Source organism: Paenibacillus sp. JT22N7, assembly GCF_059383875.1.
On sequence record NZ_JBXENY010000006.1, the window covers coordinates 12,982 to 34,426 of the forward strand.

Genomic DNA, 21,445 nt, shown 5'->3' on the forward strand with positions numbered 1-21,445 from the left:
AGGCATCTTCCGCACAAGCCGCTTGTGCAAAAAATGCCCGTTTTCCTTATTCATAATAAATGATTGCTGCTTATTATTTTAGCGCCGCTTGAATTTGGTCGAGCACCAAATTAATCGCTACCGGGCCATAATAGGCAATCCACAAATTCGTATCCTCTTTGTAAACATGGCCGGTTTGGACGGCTTTCAGGTTTTTCCAAATAGCCGAGCTTTCGAATTCCTTCGTCAGCTCCAAATTGCTGCTGTCTTCCATCAGAAAGAGATGGTCGGCCTCCAGCTCAGGAAGCTTCTCGAGCGACAGCGACGCGCTGCTGTTCTCTGCATCTACAGCCATTGCTGGCGGAGTCAGTCCCAGCTGATCGTACAAAAGCGCGGCTGTACGGTGGGCCGTTGTATGCAGCCTGACAATATTGTCACGCGGTCTTAGCACCGCGAACGTCTGTCCTTTGTATTTTTCAGACAGCTCGGCTTTCAGTCCGGAAATTTTGCTATTGTATTGATCCAGCACCTGCTGCGCTTCCTGCTCCTTGTCCATAATAAGGCCAAACGTTTTCAGCGTCGTCTGCCAATCCTCATTGCGTTCAAAAATAAGCGTCGGCGCGATTTTGATCAATTGGTCGTAAATTTTATCCTGAAACTCCGTACCAATAATAATGTCCGGTTCAAGAGCGATAATCGCTTCCACATTAGGCTCATCCTTCGTGCCAAGCGTAACGACATCTACCAGCTTGCCCGCCATGTACTCCGGGAATTGCAATTTTTCCGATTCCGTCACTACACTGCCGGAGGGCTGCTCCCCAATGGCAATGAGCTGATCCATGAACTGGGTGTCAAGCACGGCAATACGCTGCGGCGTTTGTTCCAGCTTCAGCTCGCCCTTCATATGCGTAATCGTACGCGGCGCGCTTTCCTTCGAGCCCGTGTCCGTTACGTTCGGCGACGCGGTTATGCTATTTGATGGAGCTGCTGCTCCGCCCCCTGCGCTTGTGTTCGTGCCCGCCGTGCCTGAGCATGCGGCTAACAGCAAAGTCAGACTTAACAGCAGGCTAACCGTCCAGCCCGCTTTAATGCTTCTGTTTGTGTACATCGTTACAGCACCCCTAAATTGGTATTGATAATGATTTTCATCACTACCTTTACCACTATACGGACGCCGCCTTCTTGCAGCAATTGCATATCGCGACAACCCGGATGGATTATGACGACTGCCTTCCATTTGCTCACCAGCCCTTTTAAAGCTGCTCGGGGAGGAGCCTACATGCTTTTTAAAAATGCGGCTGAAATAGTAGCTGTCCGGATAACCAACTGCAGCTGCGATATCCTTCAATGAAGCATCTGTACCTAAAAGCAGCTCACGCGCTTTCTGCATCCTCACTTGAATCAAATAATCGATGGGCCCCGCCTGATAGCGGACTTTGAAAAGGCGCTGCAGCTGCCTTGGGCTGCAATGGAGCAGCTCGGACAACAGCGCAAGCGTTACCGCCTCGCCATAATGCTCATCCAAATAACGGCTGGCCTGCGCCGCGATATCCGGTACTGCCGTTGCAATCTCTTGATGATGCAGCTGCCCTAGCAGCTCGCAAATAAGCTGGTAAAATAGCGATTTCGTCCGCAGCTTCTCCAAAGCGCCTGCCTGCTTCCATTCCTGCTCCATCCGGACGATTTTCAAATACATTGCGGCATGATGCAGCGGCGCAAAGCCATACTGCATGTGGAACGGCTTGCTGCGCTCCAGCAGCTGCACGAGCTCCTGACGCGCTGGCGGCGACAATGACGCTTTATAAAAAATAAAATAATATTCAAGTGGACCAGAAGCTGGCTCCATATCAAGAAACGCCCCTTTGCCTGCATGGCAAAGATAACAGGACTCGGCGCGATGCTCCACTCCATCGAGCATGATCCGCCCCTGCCCCCGCGCGGTAAAAAGAAAAGCGCTCGCAGGCAGCTGATACGAGCGCAGCTCCTCACCTAGCTCCAGCACCGCATGCCGGATATCAAGCACCTTGAGGGAGGCTTGGTTCCACAATTGAATATGTTCATTCAAATTCATCGCTCTTGTTCAACTCCTAAGGATCTACTGGGTCAGACCTTAATGCTCCTCTCCCTATTATAGTGATAACAATTCTCAGTGTCGATTGGAAGATGTGAGGAATACAGCACAAAAAGCCGTCGAATCAATGATTGATTTGACGGCTAATATGGATTCAACTGTTTTTAATAGTTAAAGAACAGCCTTATAAACTGTTATAGCTGTTCTGTTCTCTTGTCTTTTCTTTTCTTTTCTTTTCTTTTCTTTTCTTTTCTTTTCTTGTCTTTTCTTTAACTGTAAGCGGAAGTATGTTTGAGTTGAACTTTTGGTAGTTCAGACGAATGTGACTCAGCCTATGGCTGGATTACATTCGTAGAACGGACAACGGCCAGGCAACCAATCATACTGTAGCGAATCATACTGTAGCAGCATTCCACTCTTGCTTGAGACCCATAGGCTCCTCTTGGAACAGCCTTGCATCCATCAGCTTGAGCTCCGGTGAAATGAGCGGCCCAAACGCCAGCAGATCAAGAATATCCCGCTGCAAATCGATTCCCGGGGCAATCTCGCAAAGCATCAGACCGCGTGCCGTAAGCTGGAACACCGCCCGCTCCGTAATAAAAATAACTTCCTTGCCGTTTTGCGCCGCCTCGACGCCATTGAAGGAAATGTCCGCGAGCGCGGGCACGATTTTGCGGAAGCGTCCTTCTTTTGCAATGTCGACCTTGCCGTCATTTACTTGAACAGAGAGGCCGCCAGCGGTAAAGGTGCCGCTGAACACGACTTTTTTGGAGTTTTGGGCAATATCGATAAAGCCGCCCACGCCCATAATTTTCCCATTGAACTTATGAACGTTCACGTTGCCCGCTTGGTCCATTTCAGCAAAGCTCAGGAAGCTGACATCCAGACCGCCGCCATCATAAAAATCGAACTGGTATGGCTGGTCAAGCACCGCCCTAGGGCTGATCGTCGCGCCAAAAATAATACCCTTCGCTGGCGTGCCGCCAATCGGACCCAGCTCCACCGTAAACGTCAGCGCTTCGCCAACGCCCTCCTCGGCTGCCACATAGCCAACACCATCGGAAATGCCGACACCCAGATTGGCTACGGCTCCAGGGAATGCCTCCATGAGCGCCCGCCTTGCGATAATTTTGCGTTCGGTTAGCTGCAATGGCTCAATGCCGCCCTGTACGGCAATCAAATCGCCGCTCATATAGCGGTTGCTTTCCGTCTGGTACGTCTGCATTTGCTCTGGAACGACAACGACGGCGTCGACTAGGAAGCCGGGAATTTTAATCGTTTTCGGATGCTGCGAACGAGCTTGAACCATTCGCTGCACTTGTACGATGACGATGCCCCCGCTATTTTTCGTAGCTTGTGCAATGCTCAGCACATCCAGAAAAGTCGGTTCATCCTCCATCGTAATATAACCGTCTGTATCAGCAGTCGTACCACGAATAATCGCGACATCCGGCTTAATGGACGGATAGAACAGCCATTCCTTGCCGTCGATTTCCATCAGGCGAACAAGCTCCTTCGTCGTACGCTCATTCAGCTTTCCGCCTTGCTGGCGCGGATCGACAAAGGAGCCAAGCCCTACATGGCTCAAAATACCAGGATGCCCCGCTGCCGTGGAGCGGAACAGCTGCGTAATGACACCTTGCGGGAAGCAATATGCTTCAATTTGGTTCGTCTCGGCAAGCTCCGACATCCGCGGCGACTGCCCCCAATGCCCGCCAATCGCTTTGGCGCACAGGCCGGCAATGGCGATCGGGCTCATCCCTCTATCTGCCCGGTCACCGAGACCGGTTGTGTGAAGATAAGTCAGCCCGCTTGGCTGCTGCTCTTTATGATAGCGGTCTGCGAGCGCTTCAATAACAGCGGTTGCCTCGACAATTCCGCCGCCGGCGCCGCTAAAGGCGACCGTGGCTCCGTCAGGAATGAGGCGCACCGCCTCTTCAGCGGTTAAAACGGGAACCGGGCCGGTTCTTTTTTTCAAAGTTGCATTAGACATGATGGATAATTCTCCTTCTTCGGCTGCTTTCGTCTGTGCTGCTGGATAAGTCGAGCAAATCAGCGGTTAGAATATTACACTTTCTGAACGGCGTCGCCTGCGAAAACAGGAGGACGCTTCTCGAAGAAGGCTTGCATGCCTTCCTTGAAATCTTCGCTTTCCGCAACCTTTTGCGAAATATCGAGCTGCGTCAAATCAAGCCATGACTGCTCCGGCATATAAATGCGGGTAAGCGCCTCCTTTACAGCGCGGACGGCCGACCCGGATTTTGCGGCAATTTCCTCTGCCCAGCGATAAGCCAGCTCATAGGCGGTTCCTTCGCTTGCAATCTCGTTGACTACGCCCAAGCTAAGCGCTTCCTGCGCACTCATTGGCTTGGCGAACAGCATAAACTGCATCGCTCTTCCTGCTCCGATGAGACGGGTGATCCGATAGGCGCTGCCGCTTCCTGGGAATGAGCCAATGTTTACCTCCGGCAAGGACAGCACAACATGAGGTGCAGCTACCCGCATATCACAGCTAAGCGCCCAGTCGAAACCTCCGCCATAGGCAGAGCCGTCCAGCGCGGCAATCGTCGGAATCGAAAGGACGGATAGGCGGGTGCGCAGCCGGATCTCGCTTTCCATTTTGTCGCTGACATACGTATCTTTGTCCAAATGCTGCTGTATTTCATTCATGTCTGAGCCCGCCGAGAAAACTTTGCCATTATGGGTAAGCACAACCACGCGCAGCTCCCCATCCGACTCAATATCGGCTAAAATCTTCTCAAGCCGTGCAAGCCCGTTATTCGTCCCCAAGTTCAGCGGGGGATTGTTGAAGCGGATAATTCCGATACGGCCTTCCTTGTGAAATTCAATTCCCGGATTTGCTGACATGACAAAAACCACCTTAATATGAGATTATAAAATATATTTTGCTGTCCTATTGAATAGCTGCCGTTCGTCATTAGATCGATCTAATCTTTCCATTGATTATAAAAAACGGCATCCCCCCTGTCAACAGCTGGATGGGGAATCTATAGTCATTCCATAAGCTGCGATTATGTACTATAATTTTCACTAATGAAAGAGGTGTGACTGATTGTGGGCGATAAAAAAGAAAAACGCGTAACGCTTCAGGATGTCGCGAAGGATGCAGGCGTATCACGCGCCACGGCATCGCTCGTCGTCAGAGGCAGTACGTCCATTACTGAGCAGACGAAACAGAAGGTTCTTGCATCGATGAATAAGCTCGGTTATGTCTATGATCGCGTCGCAGCAAGCTTTCGCTCCAGACGCTCTTCTACTGTGGGCATCATTATTACGGATATCGGCAATCCCTTCTTCTCTGAGCTGCTCACCAATTTGCAGGATCGACTCGATGAACTCGGCTATACAACGCTGCTTGGCATGACTTTTGAATCGGAAAGCAAGCAGGAGCGAATACTGGAAACGATGCTGGAGCATCATGTTTGCGGCATTATTATGGCTCCCGTTGCGGGTACAAACCCTGCTGTATTTGCCCGACTGAAGCAATTAAACGTCCCCTGTGTCCTTATCGGCCGTGAAATTTCCGGAGCACGCGTTGATTATATCGGCACTGACTTCCAATGGGGCACGAAGATGGCTGTCCGGCATTTGGCTGACCAAGGGCATAAGCATATTGCTTTGCTTGGCGGTACGCCTCATACCTCTGCTTATAATGAGCGGCTCGCTGGCTACCTGGAAGGACTTGAGGAATCACGCATCCCCACCGATCAGCGTCATATTATTCCTGGCCCGCCTACGCGCGAGAGTGGCGCTATCATTATTAACCAGCTGATCCGGCAGGACAAGCTGCCTACAGCGGCGCTGTGCCATAACGATATCGTCGCGCTTGGCGTCATCGTCGGCCTTAGGGAAAATCGGCTTGTTGCTGGCAAAGATATGGCTCTCGTAGGTTTTGATGATATTAAAGAAGCCGCTACTGCAAATCCCGGCCTGACTACCGTTGCCGTTGGCTCCGGCCAGTGGGGAATCGAGGCAGCGAACCTGCTGCACCAACGAATCAGCAGCGAGACGCAAGCACCGCAGGAGACGGCTAGAATTATTTTGCCGCCAAAGCTTGTTATCCGCGAATCCTCGACACATTTTATGGGCGTGCATTAATCGATGCACCCCCGTCATTTAGATGGCGAAATGGTCATTGACATTCAATTTTTAACTTGCTATAATTCCAACAAAACTAATAGGAAATAGACGTTACGCGTTTATTTACTAATAGAATCAAGCGCGAACGGTTTCGCTGGCTACAGCAGCACCCGGACACGTTTGGCTTATAATTAGATCGATCTACTAAGAGGAGGCTTTTGTCAACATGTTTGGAAAAAAAAGTGTGGTCTTATTAATGCTTGCCATGACGTTAGTACTGGGAGCATGCGGGTCGAAAACGACTAATGATTCTGAAAGCGCTAGCTCCGGCAACAAAGCAGAAAGCAAAGAATTAAATCTGGCTACGTTCGGCGTCAGCATTGGGTTCTCCAAGAAAGACGGAGACAAGCTGGAAGGTTATGATATTGCCGTAGCAGAAGCTGTTGCCAAATATTTAGGCTACACGAAAGTAAACTGGACGACTGCTGATATGGCAGGCATGTTCGGCATGCTGGACGCTGGCAAAATCGACACGATCGCCAATCAAGTAGAAGCTAACGAAAAGCGTAAAGAAAAATATATCTTCTCCAACACTTATATTTATTCCGGAGCACAGCTAATCGTCCGTGCGGATGATGATTCCATCAAAACGCTGGCCGATTTGAAAGGCAAGAAGATTGGTGTTGACGTTGGTACAAGTAAAGAAGCTTACTTGCGCGCCAATGATCCTAACAATGAGCTGAACATTACAACCTATGAAGATCCAAGCGTCATTCTCAACGATGTTGCGCTGAAACGGATCGATGCTTATATTATGGACCGCGCCGGTGCACAGCTGCTGATCGACAACTCAGGCCTTGCTTTGAAAAAAGCGGGAGACCCCGTTTACACTTACGAGGAAGCATTCCCGTTCCCTAACACCGAAGAAGGCAAGAAGCTGCGTGATTCCTTCAACGAAGCGCTTGAGGCTCTTGCAAAAGACGGCACACTGACGAAGCTGTCCAATGAACATTTGAAACAAGACATCAGCAAGGCTAGCTAATCGATGAATTTCGATACAGCGTTTATATTCGAAGCGATACCCAAGCTGCTGAAGTATTTGCCGATGACGCTGATGCTGGCGGTCGGCTCGATGCTTCTCGCTTGTCTTATGGGTATTGTGCTGGCGCTCATCATTAACAATAAAATTTTTATTTTGTCACCGGTGGCGAAGGTTTACATTTCCTTCTTCCGCTCGGTGCCTACATTGGTTACGCTGTTTATCTTTTATGTGGGAATCCCGCAAATTTTTCCGGAATTTACCTTTATTGATGCGATTACCGCAACGATCATTGCCCTCAGCTTTAAAAATGCCGCCTATTTGGCGGAAGAATTCCGTGGGGCGCTGAATGCGGTCGACAGCGGGCAAATGGAAGCCTGCCTGTCTGTCGGGATGACCAAATGGCAAGGCTTCCGCCGAGTCATTTTGCCGCAAGCGATGCGGGTTGCCGTTCCGAGTCTAGGCAACTATTTGATTATGCTGGTCAAGGAGTCCTCGCTCGCCTTTACAGTTGGTGTGACCGACATTTTTGCGCAAACGAAAATTTTGGCCAGCAACTCCTTCCGTTTTTTGGAGAGCTATATCGCCGTTGCCCTCATTTATTGGGCCGTAACGATTGTGCTGACCATGCTGCAGGGAAAATTGGAAAAGGCAATGAGCAAGCCTTATCGATAGGAGTTCTGTTATGCTAAAAGTGAGCGGGTTAAGCAAGCATTTCGGCGATAACGAGGTGCTGAAGCAAATCAATCTGGAAGTGAAGCGCCGCGAGGTTGTTGCGATTATTGGACCATCTGGTTCGGGCAAGTCCACGCTGCTTCGCTGCCTCAACCTGCTGGAAACGCCGGATGCCGGCCATATTGAAATCGATGGCTTTGAGGTCGATGCGAGAAGGCTGAAGAAATCGGATGCCTACGCCTTGAGACAAAAATCAGCGATGGTTTTCCAGCATTATAATTTATTCAAAAATAAAACGGCGCTGCAAAACGTCATTGAAGCGCTCATTGTCACCAAAAAGATGAACAAGCCCGATGCCGAAGCACTCGGCCACAAGCTGCTGGATCAAGTAGGGCTGGCAAGCAAGGCGAACAGCTATCCTGCCATGTTGTCCGGCGGACAGCAGCAGCGCGTAGCGATTGCTCGTGCACTGGCCGTTAATCCTGCGGTGATTTTACTCGATGAGCCGACCTCGGCGCTTGACCCTGAGCTTGTAGGGGAAGTGCTGCAGGTCATCCGCTCGATCGTTGATACGGACACAACGATGCTGATTGTGACCCATGAAATGTCCTTCGCCCGAGAAATTGCTGACCGCGTCATCTTTATGGCGGATGGCTCAATTATCGAGGAAGGCGATCCGCAAAGCCTGTTTGGACAACCACAGCAGGAACGGACGAAGAAATTTTTAGGAACGGTCTTTTCCAAAAACTGACGACAGGGGAAGAGGCAAACGATGACTCGCACACATAATTTTAGCGTACAGCTCGATCGACGTCATACCGATTCACAAATGCATACCCTATTTCCAGAAGATGTACTGCCTATGCACCTGGCCGAAACAGATTTCACCACGGCACAGCCCATTATTGATGCGCTCGCTGCACGGGTAGACCATGGCATGTTTGGCTACGTGGCCGAAAGCGAAGGACTGGCGCTTGCTGTCCAGCATTGGATGGCAAGCCGCTTTCAATTTCCTATAGAACCAGCATGGGTCGAGTATTCCCCATCTGTTGGTTCTTCCCTCGTATTTGCCGTCCAAGCTTTCACACAGCCTGGCGACCGGGTGTTGATTCAGACGCCTGTCTATCATGCTTTCCACAGCTTGATCGATAATAGCGGACGCATTAAGGCGGAAAATCCGCTCAAGCTGCACAATGGACGCTACGAGATCGACTTTGAGGATTTGGAGCGCCAGCTAAGCAACCCGCGTACGAAGCTGATGCTGCTTTGCAATCCGCATAATCCGGTCGGGCGCTGTTGGACCAAGCTTGAGCTGACCAGAATCGCCGAGCTTTGCCTGCGCTACCATGTATTCGTTATCGCAGACGAGGTACATGCTGATCTGGCTTACGAGGCGTTTACCCACATTCCGCTGCCAGCCATTTCGGAAGAAATCGCTCAGCAATGCATGGTCACCGTCAATCCGAGTAAAACGTTCAACCTCGCAGGCATGCGCGCATCTGCCGCTATCATTCCTAATGACCGCTGGCGTGAAGCTTTCCGCATTGCCCTTATCAACAACAAAGCGATTGACCGTCCCGTGTTCGGCATAGTGGCATTGGAGGCTGCCTATTGGCATGGCGGCTACTATGTAGATCAGCTCGTTGCGTACCTGGAGGAGAATGTACGGTTTGTAGGGGACTATTTGCGGGAGCACATTCCGCAAATCAAGCTCATTCAGCCGGAAGCCACCTATTTATTATGGCTTGATGCTCGTGAGCTGGGCCTTCCTCCGGAGCAGCTTGCCCCTTATTTTATGCGGGAGGCAAAAATTGCGTTCAGGGATGGCTCCTCCTGCGGCAATGGCGAAGGCTTTCTTCGCATGAGCGTCGGCTTCCCGAAAGCGGTGCTGGAACGAGCGCTTAACCAAATGAAGCAAGCCGTTTCCAAGCTCGGGTAACCTCCCGCTTAAGCGTTAATAGGCTGTTCTGTTCGCGAAGCTACAGCTGCGATGTTTGGCTTTGACAATAGCAGACAGCCGCGCAACATAAGCAAAAAGCCGTCCTGCATGGCAGCCACTAGGCTATGCAGGACGGCTTTTTTTATATTTAATTCCGTCTTTATATCTTTTCTACGCTAATCAGGCGTGCTATCGTGCTATCGTGCGGGCGCAGCTTACAACTTAAAGCTGCCTACTTTGTTTTGCAGCTCGGAAGCAATTTCAGATAAGCCGACTGCCGATGAAGAAATGCCCTCCATCGCATCAAGCTGCTGATTGCCAGCTTGCGTCACTTGGCGGAATGATTGTGACGACTCGTTTGCAATGCCCGAAACCTCATGAATCGACGCCGCTACTTCCTCGGCACTTGCCGACATTTCCTCCGTCACCGCCGATACATCATGAATTTGCTGGACAATCAGCCTCGTGGATTGTTCAATGCTTGCCAGCGCCTGTCCCGCTTCCTCCGTTATGCGCAGTCCTCCCCGCATATCCTCGGAAACTTTATATTTCATCATATCGTAAGTAGCTGCAACCAGCTTCGTCATCTGGCCAATCGTCTCCAATATTTGATCGGCTGTCGTCTTCGTCTGGTCTGCCAGCTTCTGCACTTCCTGTGCAACGACGGCAAAGCCTTTGCCGTGATCGCCCGCCCGTGAGGCTTCAATGGCCGCATTAAGCGACAAAAGATTCGTCTGCTTGGCAATGCCTGCTATCGCTGTACTCATTTGCGTCACCTGCGCGCTAAGATCATGCAGCTGCTCAATCTGCTCGGAGGATTGGTCGATGGATTCGCCGATTTTTCTCATTTGAACCGTTACTTCCTGTACTTTATCGCTGCCTTCTGCGACATTCTGCTCCGTCTCTTTCGACGATTGCACAATTTCGGACGATGCCTCAGCAATTCTCGTAATGCCGATCGCCATTTCCTCCATCGTTCTGCGCGTTTCGTCCGTCATGCGCGCTTGATTGTCCGCCCCTTGAGCCGCTCCGCCAATGAGTTCCGATACAAGCTCCACCGTCTTCGTATTTTCCGTTGTGCTTGCGCTAAGCTGCTGGCTGGCAGCGGCCAGCTGATTCGACGAATCTGCCACTTCCATTACAATACCTCGCAGCGAATCGACCATCGCGTTGAAATTTCCAGCTAGCTCCCCGATTTCATCCCGGCGCTTCGTTTCGACTTTTTCCTGCAAATAGCCTTCGCTTACCCGTCTAGCTGCACGGTTCAATTGCTCAATAGGCCTTGTAATCGCCCGGATAATAAAGAACAAAATGATGAATGCGGCAACCAGCGAAATGACCATGACGAGGAACGAATTAAGCAAAATAGGCAGTGCGGCCTCATTAAACTCCTCGGTTGGCAGAGCGCCGACCAATTTTAATCCGGTATCCTTATTCGTGATGTAAAAAGCTTTACGTTCCACATTGTTAATCGGATCGTTGTAAAAGAGCTCCCCGCTATCTTGCTCCAGAATAGTCTGGATACCTTCGTTACTAATCGGTGTTCCCACTTCAATCGTAGGATGTGCCAAAATAACGCCCTGCTGATCCATCAAATAAACAAAACCCTCTGAACCGATTTTAACATTTTGAATTAATTGCCCGATTGCTTCTACGCTCAAAGCAACCGTAACGCCGCCCTGACCATCGGCAAATGTTTGAGATACGGTAATCGTATACTTATTCGTCGTTGCTGATAGGCCCGGCGGGGAAACGATAGCCTCTCCCGGAGCCGCCATAATTGCCTTGTACCAAGAGCGCTCCCGCGGATCATAATCCTCCTGCCCCGGATTCGGCGATTTCATCCAGCTGCCGTTCGCATTGCCAAGCGTTACAATTTCCACCTCTGGATGGTTTGCCGTAAAATTGTCGATAAGCGCCTGAGTCGTCTCAGCCTTTTCATCTACGGCTGCCGATGAGAGCAAATAAGCTAGCTGCTTCACATTGGCTTTCTCAAGCCCAACGATTTGATCGATCGCCATATTGAGCGAGGATACGGTAGAAGCTGCTGTTTGTCCCATTTTATCTTGAAGCTGAATTTTAGCATTGGTATAAGAAAAGAATGTAGAAACGAGCAGTGAAAAGATCAGCATCAGGGAAATGTAGAGAAGAAGCCTTCCTCTGAGCCTCCTCATATAAAACTTTTGCTTCCATTGCGATTTTTTCTTCATCTCTCTCTTCTCCTTCATGATGTAATTTCCCCAGCTTGTATATATTGTATATGTAATATAGTCGACAGACCTCATTTAGAAATTGATAGATTTTTCATCGCAAATGTAACAAATTTTCAACAAAAAAAATGAATGTTTCAGTCTTAATGCTACTTAACGATCTAACAGGATGCTAAATCATTCCATTCTAGAGGCGTTATTTCCTTTCTATTCCTTAACACGCAATAAAAATAAAGAAAGAGGAGCAGTATTTGCCCCTCTAACCATTCCATATTCATCATTTATGTTTGGTTCGTTTGCCAAAATAGCAGTGCCACGCACTTGCTGTTATCGCTCATTCCGCACATTAAGGTATATGCTTCTCATAGCGATGCTTCTCGCCTGTTGGATCGGTAATGACAATCGTCATATCCCATATATCGCCGACCGCAGGCACCGGGGCCTTCGACAAATATGTATATTTGTCAAAGCCTTCATAGCCGTAAGGATCAGGCCCTCCCTTATTAAACGAAAAAGGAATGTCCTGCACCTCTCCCTGCCCACTATCACCTTTCGCCTGTACTTCTATTTGTGTTGGAGCGCCCATGCCAGTCGGCAGCCACACATCAAGCTGATAAGCCTGCTCTTCAGGCTTAATTCGCATGGACATATGGGCTTTATCGCCCATCACATGCCAGTAGACAGGTTCAGCGTAGACAGGCTGCTCTGGCGGCGCGGTGGAAGACAGCATGCCAGCCACGATAAAAGCGGCAAGCGCCAGCAGCGCTTCTATACGCACCGCCTGAACAAATGGATGAGCGGAGCTGTTGTCTGCTGCACCTTTTCCCAACCCTGCTGCCAAACGCGGCATTAGGGCAAACCGGTGGTAAGCCCCAATGCCGATAACGGCAACCAGCAGCAGCGTTTTTAGCAGAACCAAGCGGCCGTAACTGCTGCTTGCAAGCTCCGTCCAAACGTTAAGCCGCTGCAAGGACAAGATGATGCCTGTAGCTGCCAGCAAAATAATAATCGGCAGCGCGGCCCGCGAAAATCGCTTGATCATCTCGTGCAGCGTCTGCTGCTGTTCCTCGACACTTGGAAAACTAGCCTTCAAGGTGGCGCTAATAATAGCCATCAGACCACCAAACCAAATCGCCGCCGTCCAAATATGCACAATATGCGACAAAACCGCTGCCGAAAACAACGGGGAGGCATTGGCATGGCCCGTTAATGGGTAAAGCACCGTCAGCAGCAAGGCCATGAGCCATTTCAGCGTCGCTACCCAGCGTTCATCGCGCTGCGGCGCATAAGCCAGCAGCAGCATAAGCGCCGCCAACGCCGGCCGCAGCCATGCTGCGCGTCCCACCATCGTCGCGGACAAAATCTTTTGATACAACGTGCTGCCGCTGCCCATATCGAATGCGCTTAGCTGCTCCGCCAACAGCCATACGTGGACAAATCCTGTGGCGCCAAGCGCTATTGCCGCACCTATAAATAAGAGGCGCTCGCTTCGCTTGCTAAGCAGCTTTGGAATCGCTGAGCCATCAGCGCGTGACCAAAGCACATATCTGGCATATAAAAAAGCGACCATGCAAGCTGCTGCAATGACCTCAATTACTCGCAGCAGCGTGTAAATAACCGTCCGCCAATCGGTCTGATGCTCGGCATCATGGTTGCCCGAATGGCCGATCATATTGCCGTCCGCATCCATTTCCATGTCGGAATCGGCTCCATGAACGGCTGATCCATGTTCGCCAGACATGGAATGCCCATGCGATGCATCCGCTGCTTGCGCCGTCTCGCCAGAGGTTGAATCCCCTTCCGTCGCAGCAGGCGAATCGGTTGCAGTGATAGACGGATCAAGACCCGTTGCAGCTTGCTGCTCGCCGTTAGCCGATTCAGCAACATCACCGTTTGCCGATTTCCCGTCGCTATTTTCAGAAGAGCCTTCCGCCTCATCACTTCCTGCGGATGCTTCGCCGCTCCCGTCCCCAGCCGAGCTGTTTTGTTCCCCCAGCCCCGTTGCCGAGCTATTGCCGCCAGCTGCGCTGCCAGTGCCTGTTTGGCTGGAGACGGCCGAACCTTCAGCTGCTCCGGCCCCTGAATTCGCTTCGCTTCCAGTTGCTCCGCCGTTTCCTGCGCCAGCACTTGATGATGGATTCATCGAGCTGCTGCCGCCGCCATTCGTCTTGCCTCCAGATGCTCCGGTTCCGGCAGAAGAGCCTCCGCCTTTTACCGTTCCGTCAGCGGCGTTGCTGCCTCCTGAGGAACTGCCGCTCCCCGCTGTTCCGCCAGACGCCGTGCCTCCCGCACTGCTGCCGTTAGCGGCACCGCCCCCCTGCGAGCTGCCGCCTTTACCTCCTGTGGCGCTATTGCCACTGCTGGAGCTTCCGCTGCCCGGCTGTCCAGCCGCTCCAGATGAAGCGTCGTTGCCCTTTCCAGAGCTCCCACTTCCGGCACCACTCGGCGAGGCTGATGCGCTTGGCTTCGCCGTGGCAGTTGGTGACGGCGAAGCATTGCTGGCGCCGCCGTCGAGCGAGATCGTATCGCTCGGCTTCGTCGAAGCGAGCGGCACGCCGACCGCAAAGCGGAAGGAACCGTCCGTGACATGTGTGTCCACGGACAGCACCTGCCATTTCACCTTATAAATACCGGGCGACAGCTTCGGAATCGTATACACGAGCCATCTATCCTTCTCCGCAGACAGCTTGCCTTTAATCGCATTGCCTGCCTCATCCTCCAGTACAATCCGGCTTAAATCCGGATCAAACTCTTCCGTATACTGGATGCGAATCGATGAAGGAGATTCGCTGAGCTCGGCATCCTGGAGCGGAGTCGAACGCTCCATATTCGCATGCGCGTCCGCAAGGGCCGGGCTGCAAAGCATAAACAGCAGCAGCGCCGCCAGCGCTAGCAGGTTTATTTTTAACTTATGAGGAATCATTCGCCTCTCCTTCCTTCTCATGCAAACAGAGCCGCCTAATGATGGCGACCCCGCTATGCGTGAGCAGTGCTGCGCGTTTCGGGCAGCTGCTTTCAATTGATGTTCCATGGCGCGCACAAGCACTGGGGCTTGCTGCTGCTTAAAGCCTTCTATTTTTTCGTGTAAATCAGCACAGCTGCACGGGTGTCGCCAACTGCTGGCAAAAACTCGACAACCGCTCCCGCTTTCTCTGCTGTTTGACGCAAGGAAGCGGGATTTTTGCTGCTATAGCTTGGATCAATATACTGTTTAAGGAAATCAGCGCTGGCGTTCGTTGAGCCTTTTACAACGGTCAGGCTGTCGCTGGATACGAGCTTGCCATCGACGTAGACATAAGGAATAGGGCTGACTTTGCCTGCGGGCAGCTTGACGCCTGCATTTTGCACCGTGTAGGTCATCGTTGCCGTATAATTGACCTTCGTATATTCGCCCTCTTTGCTCTCATCCGTAGACGTCGAAGCACGCAGCAAATAATAGTCGGCTGCTCCCGTTTTATAAGTCACATAGCCATTGTCATCCGTTGTCAGCGTCTGTCCTTCGGAGTTGCTGCGGCGAATGAGCGACACTTCGGCATCCGCTACCGGCTTGCCTTTCAGCAGCATTTGCACCTTTACTTCCTGCCCTGGCAGAGCAGCTGCCGGATTAAATTGCGGTACGAATTCCGCACGGTCAAGGCTCACCGGATTTGCAAAACCTTTCAGCGCGCTAACCCGCGCAATAAGAGGAAGATCGCTGATCGCGACGAACGATTTCGCGCTGCGCATCGAGCGGCTGAGCGAGGTCGTGCTTACGCTGTCCGATTCGCCCGTCACGATATAAGCTCCGGGAGATGCCGCCGAGAAGGAAGCGACAAAACCATTGTTTACGGCTGGCTCCGTCTCTGTAGCTGCTTCACCTGTGTAAAACCGCGTAGACGTAATGTCCGTCTTCACGCCTGCCGGAGAAGTCACATAAACCTTTGAGCTGTCTACGCCCCATTGGCCGGTAATGCGATAGCTCTTGTGATCGTTCGAGTGGTTGCCGAAAAGCAAATCCACGTACGCAACCTCACCCTGCGCAATAATCGGCGCATTCGTCTGCGTCCAGCCGTCATGGGCGAACGCGGTCGCCGATACGCTGAACGTTAGTACTGCGGCAAGCGCTGCTGCTGCCAGTTTCTTTTTCCAAATGATCATTAAAATAGCCCCCTGAGCATCGATATTGGATAACTAAATCCTATTATATCGGCCTGCCCTCAGGGAAAGAATGACTACAAAGGGCTATTCTGCATCAGCTTTGCGACCAAGCTGTGAACCTTTGATGACGGATCGCTGGCACTGGTCAAGCATTAGCCCCTCATTAGAAGACTATACCCTTATTAGAAGACTATAAGCTCATCGCATGAGCTGAGCTCTAGTCCCGCAAATACCCTTGCTCGAACGCATATTTCGCCAGCTGCACACGGTTGTCCAGATGGAGCTTTTGCAAAATGTTTTTCAGATGATTTTTCACGGTATGCTCCGAAATCATCAGCATGCCGGCAATGTCCCGATTGGCCGCCCCCTGCGCCACACAGCGCAAAATTTCCTGTTCACGCGCCGTGAGCGGACTTTCCTCGGCCTGCTGTCTGCCCGCACCTGCAAGGGCGAACTCCTGCAAAATCCGCTGCGCCAATTCCCGTGACAAAGGTGCTTCGTCCAGTGCAATGGCCTTCAAATATTCGCGCCAGGCGCCGGGATTTAAATTTTTGAGCAAATAGCCCTGCGCGCCCTTCTTAAGCGCCTCGAACAGATGCGTAATATCATCCGATACGGTTATAATCACGATTTTCACATAAGGGTAGCGGGCTTTAATTTCTTTCGTCGCTTCGAGCCCGTCCATCTCCTTCATATTAATATCCATCAATATCAAGTCCGGCATCAGCTGCTCGGTGAGCGCAAGCGCCTCAAGCCCGCTGCATCCCTCGCCGACGACCTCAAACAAAGGCTCTGCCTGCAAAATCGCCCGTATGCCCTCGCGCGCATGATGATGGTCATCCACAATCAATATTCGAACCGGCTGGGTCATGCCCCATCCCTCTTTTCTCATTCTATCTAGCTTTGCAACACTGCCGCACTTTTCTACTTATATATTGTACACCTTTATTGTCGCTGAAAATAACCCGCTTGAACATGGCTCGAACGGGCTATGCCATACCTTGTGAAAAAGTTCACAATTCCGACCTTGTTTTCAGGCATCGAATGTTTTATGATAATACCAACAACACATTGTGAATCATTTCACATTAGACATTATGGTTGTGAAAACATTCACATATACTCGAGGAGGCCCTACTATGAAGGTTACCGTTATTGGATGTACACATGCAGGAACTGCCGCAATTAATCAGATTATCAAGCTCCACCCTGAGGCGGAAATTACCGTTTTCGAGAAAAATGACAATATTTCCTTCCTGTCGTGCGGCATCGCCCTTCATGTCGGAGGCGTCGTCAAAGATCCGACCAAGCTCTTCTATGCTTCGCCTGAGCAGCTTGCCGTAATGGGCGTTCAAACGCATATGCAGCATGAGGTGCTGAACGTCGATACCGATGCAAAAACCGTCACCGTCCGCAATCTGCTGACGAATGAAACGTTTGAAAACAGCTTTGACAAGCTCGTCGTGACAACGGGCTCGTGGCCGATTATTCCAAAGCTCGAAGGCATGGAGCTTGAAAATATACTGTTATGCAAAAACTACAATCACGCCCAAACGATTATTGAAAAAGCGAAATATGCGGGCCGCATTGCCGTCATTGGTGCGGGCTATATCGGCATCGAGCTGGTGGAAGCATTCGAGCAGCTTGGCAAGCAGGTTACTCTGATTGATAATATGGATCGCATTTTGTACAAATATTTGGATCAGGAATACACTGATGTGATCGAAACGGATCTCGCCGCCCATGGCATCGAGCTTGCGCTTGACCAGACCGTTACGGGCTTCAAGGGTACAAACGGAGCAGTGAAACAGATTTTGACGACCAAAGGCGAATACGAAGCTGATCTTGTCATTATGTGCATTGGCTTCCGTCCTAATACGGAGCTGCTGAAGGGCCAAGTCGATATGCTGCCGAATGGCGCTATTATCGTCGACGAATATATGCGCACCAGCAAGCCTGATGTGTTCGCAGCCGGAGACAGCTGTGCCGTTATGTACAACCCGACTGGCCAGCATGCGTACATTCCGCTCGCTACGAATGCGGTCCGGATGGGAACGCTTATCGGCAAAAACCTGCTGCAGCCGCGCGTGAAATATTTAGGCACGCAAGGAACGTCGGCCATTAAGCTTTTTGACTACAACATTGCATCGACGGGCTTGACTGAAACAGCTGCACTTGCTGCTGAAATGAATGTGAAAACTGTCACAATCATTGAAAACTACCGTCCGGAATTTATGCCAACGTTTGAGGAGGTCACGCTAAAATTCGTTTATGAAGCGGACAGCGAGCGTGTCGTCGGCGCACAAATTTTATCGAAAGCCGATCTGACGCAAATGATGAATACGATGTCGGTATGCATCCAAAACCGCATGACGATTGATGAGGTTGGCTTCGTCGACTTCTTCTTCCAGCCGCATTACAACAAGCCGTGGAGCTTGCTTAACCAGGCAGCGCTTCAAGCAGCAGCGCTTGCCCCTGCTGAGCAGGTGGAGAAGCAAGCCCAGCCAGCACGTAAGGCTGACCCAGCCGCTGCGGAAGCACCGACGGCACCTGTCAGCCCAGTGAAATAACAATTCGTACCGATATCTCCACTCAATCTTCCATTTTCCTGTATGCTTTAGCAAGGGATGCCCCGAGCCTAACGGTCGGAGACATCCCTTTTCTCCTTCACAATTACGTTAATTGAAAAAGCTGTACCTTGCTCCTAAACGGGAAAAAACTTAACCATAAAATTTTCACGTTGACTTGAAGGTACGTCGCAAATATAAAAAGTATTTGAATCATAATAATCTATTCTAGAACCATTTTTGACGTCATTATATTTCGTAACATCGTTTCCATTATTAATATCAATAGCCATGCTGAATTTAATATCATTATTAATTTTACCATTTACGCTCACTTCAACCTCCATATATTTACATGAGCCAAACCATTTCGTCGAAAAATTACCGCTTGTGCGACTTCTTTCATCATTTAAAACTGTATTACTGGATACAACAACAGCGATTGGTCTGTTCATGATTCACACCCCTAAATTTAATGGACTATTTTCATAAAAATTCATTTTGAATTATTTAGTTGACATAAGGTTTAAATGTAATCATAAAATTCTTATTCGCTGGACATCTAACCTCACAAATGTATAACGAGTTACTTCCTATATATCCCACTTGATAGTTATTCTTCACATCACGAGCTCTAACAGGATCACTGCCACTTTTATCTTCGGCAATATTGAAAGTTATCGTATCATCAATTTGACCATCGACCGTTACTTCAACCAACATGACATGGGCACCTCCAAACCATTCCGTAGAGAAGTTTCCACTTGAACGACTACCTTGCCCTGCTAAAGCATGTGGTTCTGACACAATAATCCCAATAGGCCTTTCCATAAACGATCCCTCCTAGTTATAAGCTTCAACCATTTAATAAAATTAATGCCATAAATACCATATAGGTACCAATTGGCATATATACCCAGAGTATGCTATAGGTATCCAAAAATAGAACAGTAAGTCCTAGTTGGGACATCATTTCATCAAGAACTCCAGCGAACGGCTGCTCCTGATGCAGTAGAGACACAGGCTGCTCCGGCTGTCAAAACGATCTAACAACCTGAGATGCTTACGATTAAAATACAGCAAGGGCTATTCCTGGAACTAAACGTTCCGGGGATAGCCCTTGTTTTATGCTTTAAGCAGCATACGGATAACGGAAGGATAACGGTTGGTGATTGTTGTTATCCCTTTTTCCAAACCAGTTTATTATGAATCTTGAAGGGAATGAGAACTAGAAAAATACCCGCTAATACGAATGCAGCTCCATAAATAACAAGCGATTGTGTGTTTAATGGGACATCAATACCTAATTCATTAATAACCATATTTTCACTTCTTGTCTGCAAAAGCATCAATTTTATGCCACGATATCCAATATATAATCCGGCGAGACATGCAATCATTTTGATATAAAGCCAGGACCTTCGCAGTTGCGCTGATTTAATTTCATCGATGTACAGCCAATAACCAATTACATTGAATAAAGTAAAGATGACAAGCCATTTCCATTTCTTTTGAGTATGATTGACATACAAATTTGTAGTTGCCCAGACGATAAAGAGCAGCCAATATAAAATAAGCAGTCCACAACCTACTAAATAAAATTTATCTGAAAATTTCCATAGCATCACATCAACAGCAATATCTGCATGGCTATTCTTGCCTTGAGCCTGCAATGAATATTTATAGTTGTTCGTAAACCAAATGCCGTTCGGTGAAGAATTTGCAAATTCCCCATAAGAATCGATAGGTGTACTCGCCGGATAAATATATTCATAAGGATATTCTAGACTTGCTTTGCCAGCAGGAACCCGTTTAAAGCCGATTGCCGAAATGCTCGCATTATTTGTCAAAATATCGGCTAGAAGCTCCTCCGACATTTCCTTATCACTATTAGCGAATATTTTTACCTCATCAAAAACCTGATTTACTTTATTTTGTGAAATATTGTCGTTCCACATGCTATATAGAAGTAAAATAGCGGAGCCTAAAACACCAAGTATAACAATGAGCGCTAAAAATCTACTTGCTCTCGTTCGGCGAATCACATCATTTTCGGTTAATTCCTTCTTTAGTTTATCTACATCGCCGAATTTTTCAAAGGCCGTTCGAATACTCTCTTCCAAAGAAAGACCCTGGCTTTGCAATTCACCTATGGACTCAAGTAAGTGGACACGCATTTCTTCCTTAAGCTCTCTCACATGAGCGGTATCCCGTACATTTTGGTATAGCTCATCAATAAATACATCAACTTGCTTCATTATTCGACCCCTTCCAAAAAAGTGGAAAGCACTTGATTAATTTCAATCCACTCCTGTTTTTTCTGCCTCAATCGCTCTACGCCTTCAGAAAGAATTTTATAATACTTCCTTCTGCTTCCCCCCGACTCGCTATCATTCCAATACGATTCAATAAGCCCGTTTTTCTCCATTCTTTTCAAAGACAAATACATCGTTCCTTCTTTTAATTCAAATTGTGATTTATGATGAGCCATTTTAGCCATCTCGTAACCGTACATATCTTTTTCAAACAGCAACGAAAGAATAATAATATCGATATACCCCTTCAAAATCTCTTTCTCAATTGGCAAAAGGTGTCACCTCCTAAACTGCATTATATATTTATATACATTGTTATGCAAGGTAGTTGCTCCGAATAGGCACACCTTCCGTTTATCCTATGAGCAGCAAGAGAAAAAGCACCCCTTCACTCTCATAGAGAGAGGACAAG

Annotated in this window: 17 protein-coding genes; 6 read left to right on the forward strand and 11 right to left on the reverse strand. The window is 49.4% G+C overall.

The annotated features are described in order from the left end of the window. Positions 1-73: 73 nt before the first annotated feature. The 3 genes from AC50Y5_RS17170 to AC50Y5_RS17180 all read right to left on the reverse strand — a co-directional run bounded on the left by AC50Y5_RS17170 (position 74) and on the right by AC50Y5_RS17180 (position 4,918). The gene (locus AC50Y5_RS17170; protein ID WP_494862358.1) at positions 74-2,050 is read right to left on the reverse strand and encodes an ABC transporter substrate-binding protein; all 1,977 of its coding nucleotides are present in this window, start codon (positions 2,048-2,050) and stop codon (positions 74-76) included. Between the two features lie 394 nt (positions 2,051-2,444). Beyond that, a complete protein-coding gene (locus tag AC50Y5_RS17175; RefSeq protein WP_494862360.1) occupies positions 2,445-4,043 on the reverse strand; it encodes an acyl CoA:acetate/3-ketoacid CoA transferase in 1,599 nt (532 codons plus the stop codon). Between the two features lie 74 nt (positions 4,044-4,117). After that, complete coding sequence (locus tag AC50Y5_RS17180) at positions 4,118-4,918, reverse strand: enoyl-CoA hydratase/isomerase family protein (protein WP_056037315.1); 801 nt, start codon at positions 4,916-4,918, stop codon at positions 4,118-4,120. Between the two features lie 207 nt (positions 4,919-5,125). Between AC50Y5_RS17180 and AC50Y5_RS17185 the strand changes: the two genes are divergently transcribed. The 5 genes from AC50Y5_RS17185 to AC50Y5_RS17205 all read left to right on the forward strand — a co-directional run bounded on the left by AC50Y5_RS17185 (position 5,126) and on the right by AC50Y5_RS17205 (position 9,804). Beyond that, positions 5,126-6,169, forward strand: coding sequence for a LacI family DNA-binding transcriptional regulator (locus tag AC50Y5_RS17185; protein WP_056037317.1), 1,044 nt, complete (start codon positions 5,126-5,128; stop codon positions 6,167-6,169). 208 nt (positions 6,170-6,377) lie between these two features. Continuing rightward, complete coding sequence (locus AC50Y5_RS17190) at positions 6,378-7,193, forward strand: transporter substrate-binding domain-containing protein (protein ID WP_099518622.1); 816 nt, start codon at positions 6,378-6,380, stop codon at positions 7,191-7,193. Positions 7,194-7,196: 3 nt separating this feature from the next. After that, positions 7,197-7,865, forward strand: a complete 669-nt coding sequence (locus tag AC50Y5_RS17195; RefSeq protein WP_056037323.1) for an amino acid ABC transporter permease — start codon at positions 7,197-7,199, stop codon at positions 7,863-7,865. Positions 7,866-7,875: 10 nt separating this feature from the next. Further along, the gene (locus AC50Y5_RS17200) at positions 7,876-8,616 is read left to right on the forward strand and encodes an amino acid ABC transporter ATP-binding protein (RefSeq protein ID WP_056037326.1); all 741 of its coding nucleotides are present in this window, start codon (positions 7,876-7,878) and stop codon (positions 8,614-8,616) included. 21 nt (positions 8,617-8,637) lie between these two features. Continuing rightward, positions 8,638-9,804: a MalY/PatB family protein gene (locus AC50Y5_RS17205; protein ID WP_056037329.1), complete on the forward strand. Its 1,167-nt coding sequence runs from the start codon at positions 8,638-8,640 to the stop codon at positions 9,802-9,804. Positions 9,805-10,019: 215 nt separating this feature from the next. On the opposite strand, the gene AC50Y5_RS17210 is transcribed toward AC50Y5_RS17205, so the two are convergent. The 4 genes from AC50Y5_RS17210 to AC50Y5_RS17225 all read right to left on the reverse strand — a co-directional run bounded on the left by AC50Y5_RS17210 (position 10,020) and on the right by AC50Y5_RS17225 (position 17,022). Beyond that, a complete protein-coding gene (locus AC50Y5_RS17210) occupies positions 10,020-12,014 on the reverse strand; it encodes a methyl-accepting chemotaxis protein (RefSeq protein ID WP_494862363.1) in 1,995 nt (664 codons plus the stop codon). Between the two features lie 346 nt (positions 12,015-12,360). Beyond that, entirely contained in the window at positions 12,361-14,937 is a 2,577-nt protein-coding gene (locus tag AC50Y5_RS17215) for a copper resistance CopC/CopD family protein (protein ID WP_494862365.1), read from the reverse strand. 149 nt (positions 14,938-15,086) lie between these two features. Then, a complete protein-coding gene (locus AC50Y5_RS17220; protein WP_494862367.1) occupies positions 15,087-16,151 on the reverse strand; it encodes a DUF4198 domain-containing protein in 1,065 nt (354 codons plus the stop codon). A gap of 217 nt (positions 16,152-16,368) precedes the next feature. Further along, positions 16,369-17,022 carry a response regulator gene (locus tag AC50Y5_RS17225; RefSeq protein ID WP_494862369.1) on the reverse strand — a complete coding sequence of 218 codons (654 nt, stop codon included), beginning with the start codon at positions 17,020-17,022 and terminating at the stop codon, positions 16,369-16,371. 268 nt (positions 17,023-17,290) lie between these two features. On the opposite strand from AC50Y5_RS17225, the gene AC50Y5_RS17230 reads away from it, so the two are divergent. Next, on the forward strand, positions 17,291-18,721 hold the full coding sequence (locus AC50Y5_RS17230) for an FAD-dependent oxidoreductase (RefSeq protein WP_494862373.1): 1,431 nt from the start codon (positions 17,291-17,293) through the stop codon (positions 18,719-18,721). Between the two features lie 134 nt (positions 18,722-18,855). On the opposite strand, the gene AC50Y5_RS17235 is transcribed toward AC50Y5_RS17230, so the two are convergent. From AC50Y5_RS17235 to AC50Y5_RS17250, 4 genes are all read right to left on the reverse strand, one after another. Continuing rightward, entirely contained in the window at positions 18,856-19,173 is a 318-nt protein-coding gene (locus tag AC50Y5_RS17235; protein ID WP_056037344.1) for a hypothetical protein, read from the reverse strand. Positions 19,174-19,228: 55 nt separating this feature from the next. Next, positions 19,229-19,549, reverse strand: a complete 321-nt coding sequence (locus tag AC50Y5_RS17240; protein ID WP_056037347.1) for a hypothetical protein — start codon at positions 19,547-19,549, stop codon at positions 19,229-19,231. 347 nt (positions 19,550-19,896) lie between these two features. Continuing rightward, complete coding sequence (locus AC50Y5_RS17245; protein ID WP_056037350.1) at positions 19,897-20,976, reverse strand: permease prefix domain 1-containing protein; 1,080 nt, start codon at positions 20,974-20,976, stop codon at positions 19,897-19,899. Further along, a complete protein-coding gene (locus tag AC50Y5_RS17250; protein WP_056037353.1) occupies positions 20,976-21,305 on the reverse strand; it encodes a PadR family transcriptional regulator in 330 nt (109 codons plus the stop codon). Before AC50Y5_RS17250 ends, AC50Y5_RS17245 begins: the two co-directional genes overlap by 1 nt. Between the last annotated feature and the right edge of the window lie 140 nt (positions 21,306-21,445).

What these genes read in the sequence shown, in the direction of transcription:
- AC50Y5_RS17170 (WP_494862358.1), bottom strand. Translation starts at nt 2,050, where the DNA reads ATGAATTTGAATGAACATATTCAATTGTGGAACCAAGCCTCCCTCAAG.
- AC50Y5_RS17175 (WP_494862360.1), bottom strand. Translation starts at nt 4,043, where the DNA reads ATGTCTAATGCAACTTTGAAAAAAAGAACCGGCCCGGTTCCCGTTTTA.
- AC50Y5_RS17180 (WP_056037315.1), bottom strand. Translation starts at nt 4,918, where the DNA reads ATGTCAGCAAATCCGGGAATTGAATTTCACAAGGAAGGCCGTATCGGA.
- AC50Y5_RS17190 (WP_099518622.1), top strand. Translation starts at nt 6,378, where the DNA reads ATGTTTGGAAAAAAAAGTGTGGTCTTATTAATGCTTGCCATGACGTTA.
- AC50Y5_RS17195 (WP_056037323.1), top strand. Translation starts at nt 7,197, where the DNA reads ATGAATTTCGATACAGCGTTTATATTCGAAGCGATACCCAAGCTGCTG.
- AC50Y5_RS17200 (WP_056037326.1), top strand. Translation starts at nt 7,876, where the DNA reads ATGCTAAAAGTGAGCGGGTTAAGCAAGCATTTCGGCGATAACGAGGTG.
- AC50Y5_RS17205 (WP_056037329.1), top strand. Translation starts at nt 8,638, where the DNA reads ATGACTCGCACACATAATTTTAGCGTACAGCTCGATCGACGTCATACC.
- AC50Y5_RS17210 (WP_494862363.1), bottom strand. Translation starts at nt 12,014, where the DNA reads ATGAAGAAAAAATCGCAATGGAAGCAAAAGTTTTATATGAGGAGGCTC.
- AC50Y5_RS17215 (WP_494862365.1), bottom strand. Translation starts at nt 14,937, where the DNA reads ATGATTCCTCATAAGTTAAAAATAAACCTGCTAGCGCTGGCGGCGCTG.
- AC50Y5_RS17220 (WP_494862367.1), bottom strand. Translation starts at nt 16,151, where the DNA reads ATGATCATTTGGAAAAAGAAACTGGCAGCAGCAGCGCTTGCCGCAGTA.
- AC50Y5_RS17225 (WP_494862369.1), bottom strand. Translation starts at nt 17,022, where the DNA reads ATGACCCAGCCGGTTCGAATATTGATTGTGGATGACCATCATCATGCG.
- AC50Y5_RS17230 (WP_494862373.1), top strand. Translation starts at nt 17,291, where the DNA reads ATGAAGGTTACCGTTATTGGATGTACACATGCAGGAACTGCCGCAATT.
- AC50Y5_RS17235 (WP_056037344.1), bottom strand. Translation starts at nt 19,173, where the DNA reads ATGAACAGACCAATCGCTGTTGTTGTATCCAGTAATACAGTTTTAAAT.
- AC50Y5_RS17240 (WP_056037347.1), bottom strand. Translation starts at nt 19,549, where the DNA reads ATGGAAAGGCCTATTGGGATTATTGTGTCAGAACCACATGCTTTAGCA.
- AC50Y5_RS17245 (WP_056037350.1), bottom strand. Translation starts at nt 20,976, where the DNA reads ATGAAGCAAGTTGATGTATTTATTGATGAGCTATACCAAAATGTACGG.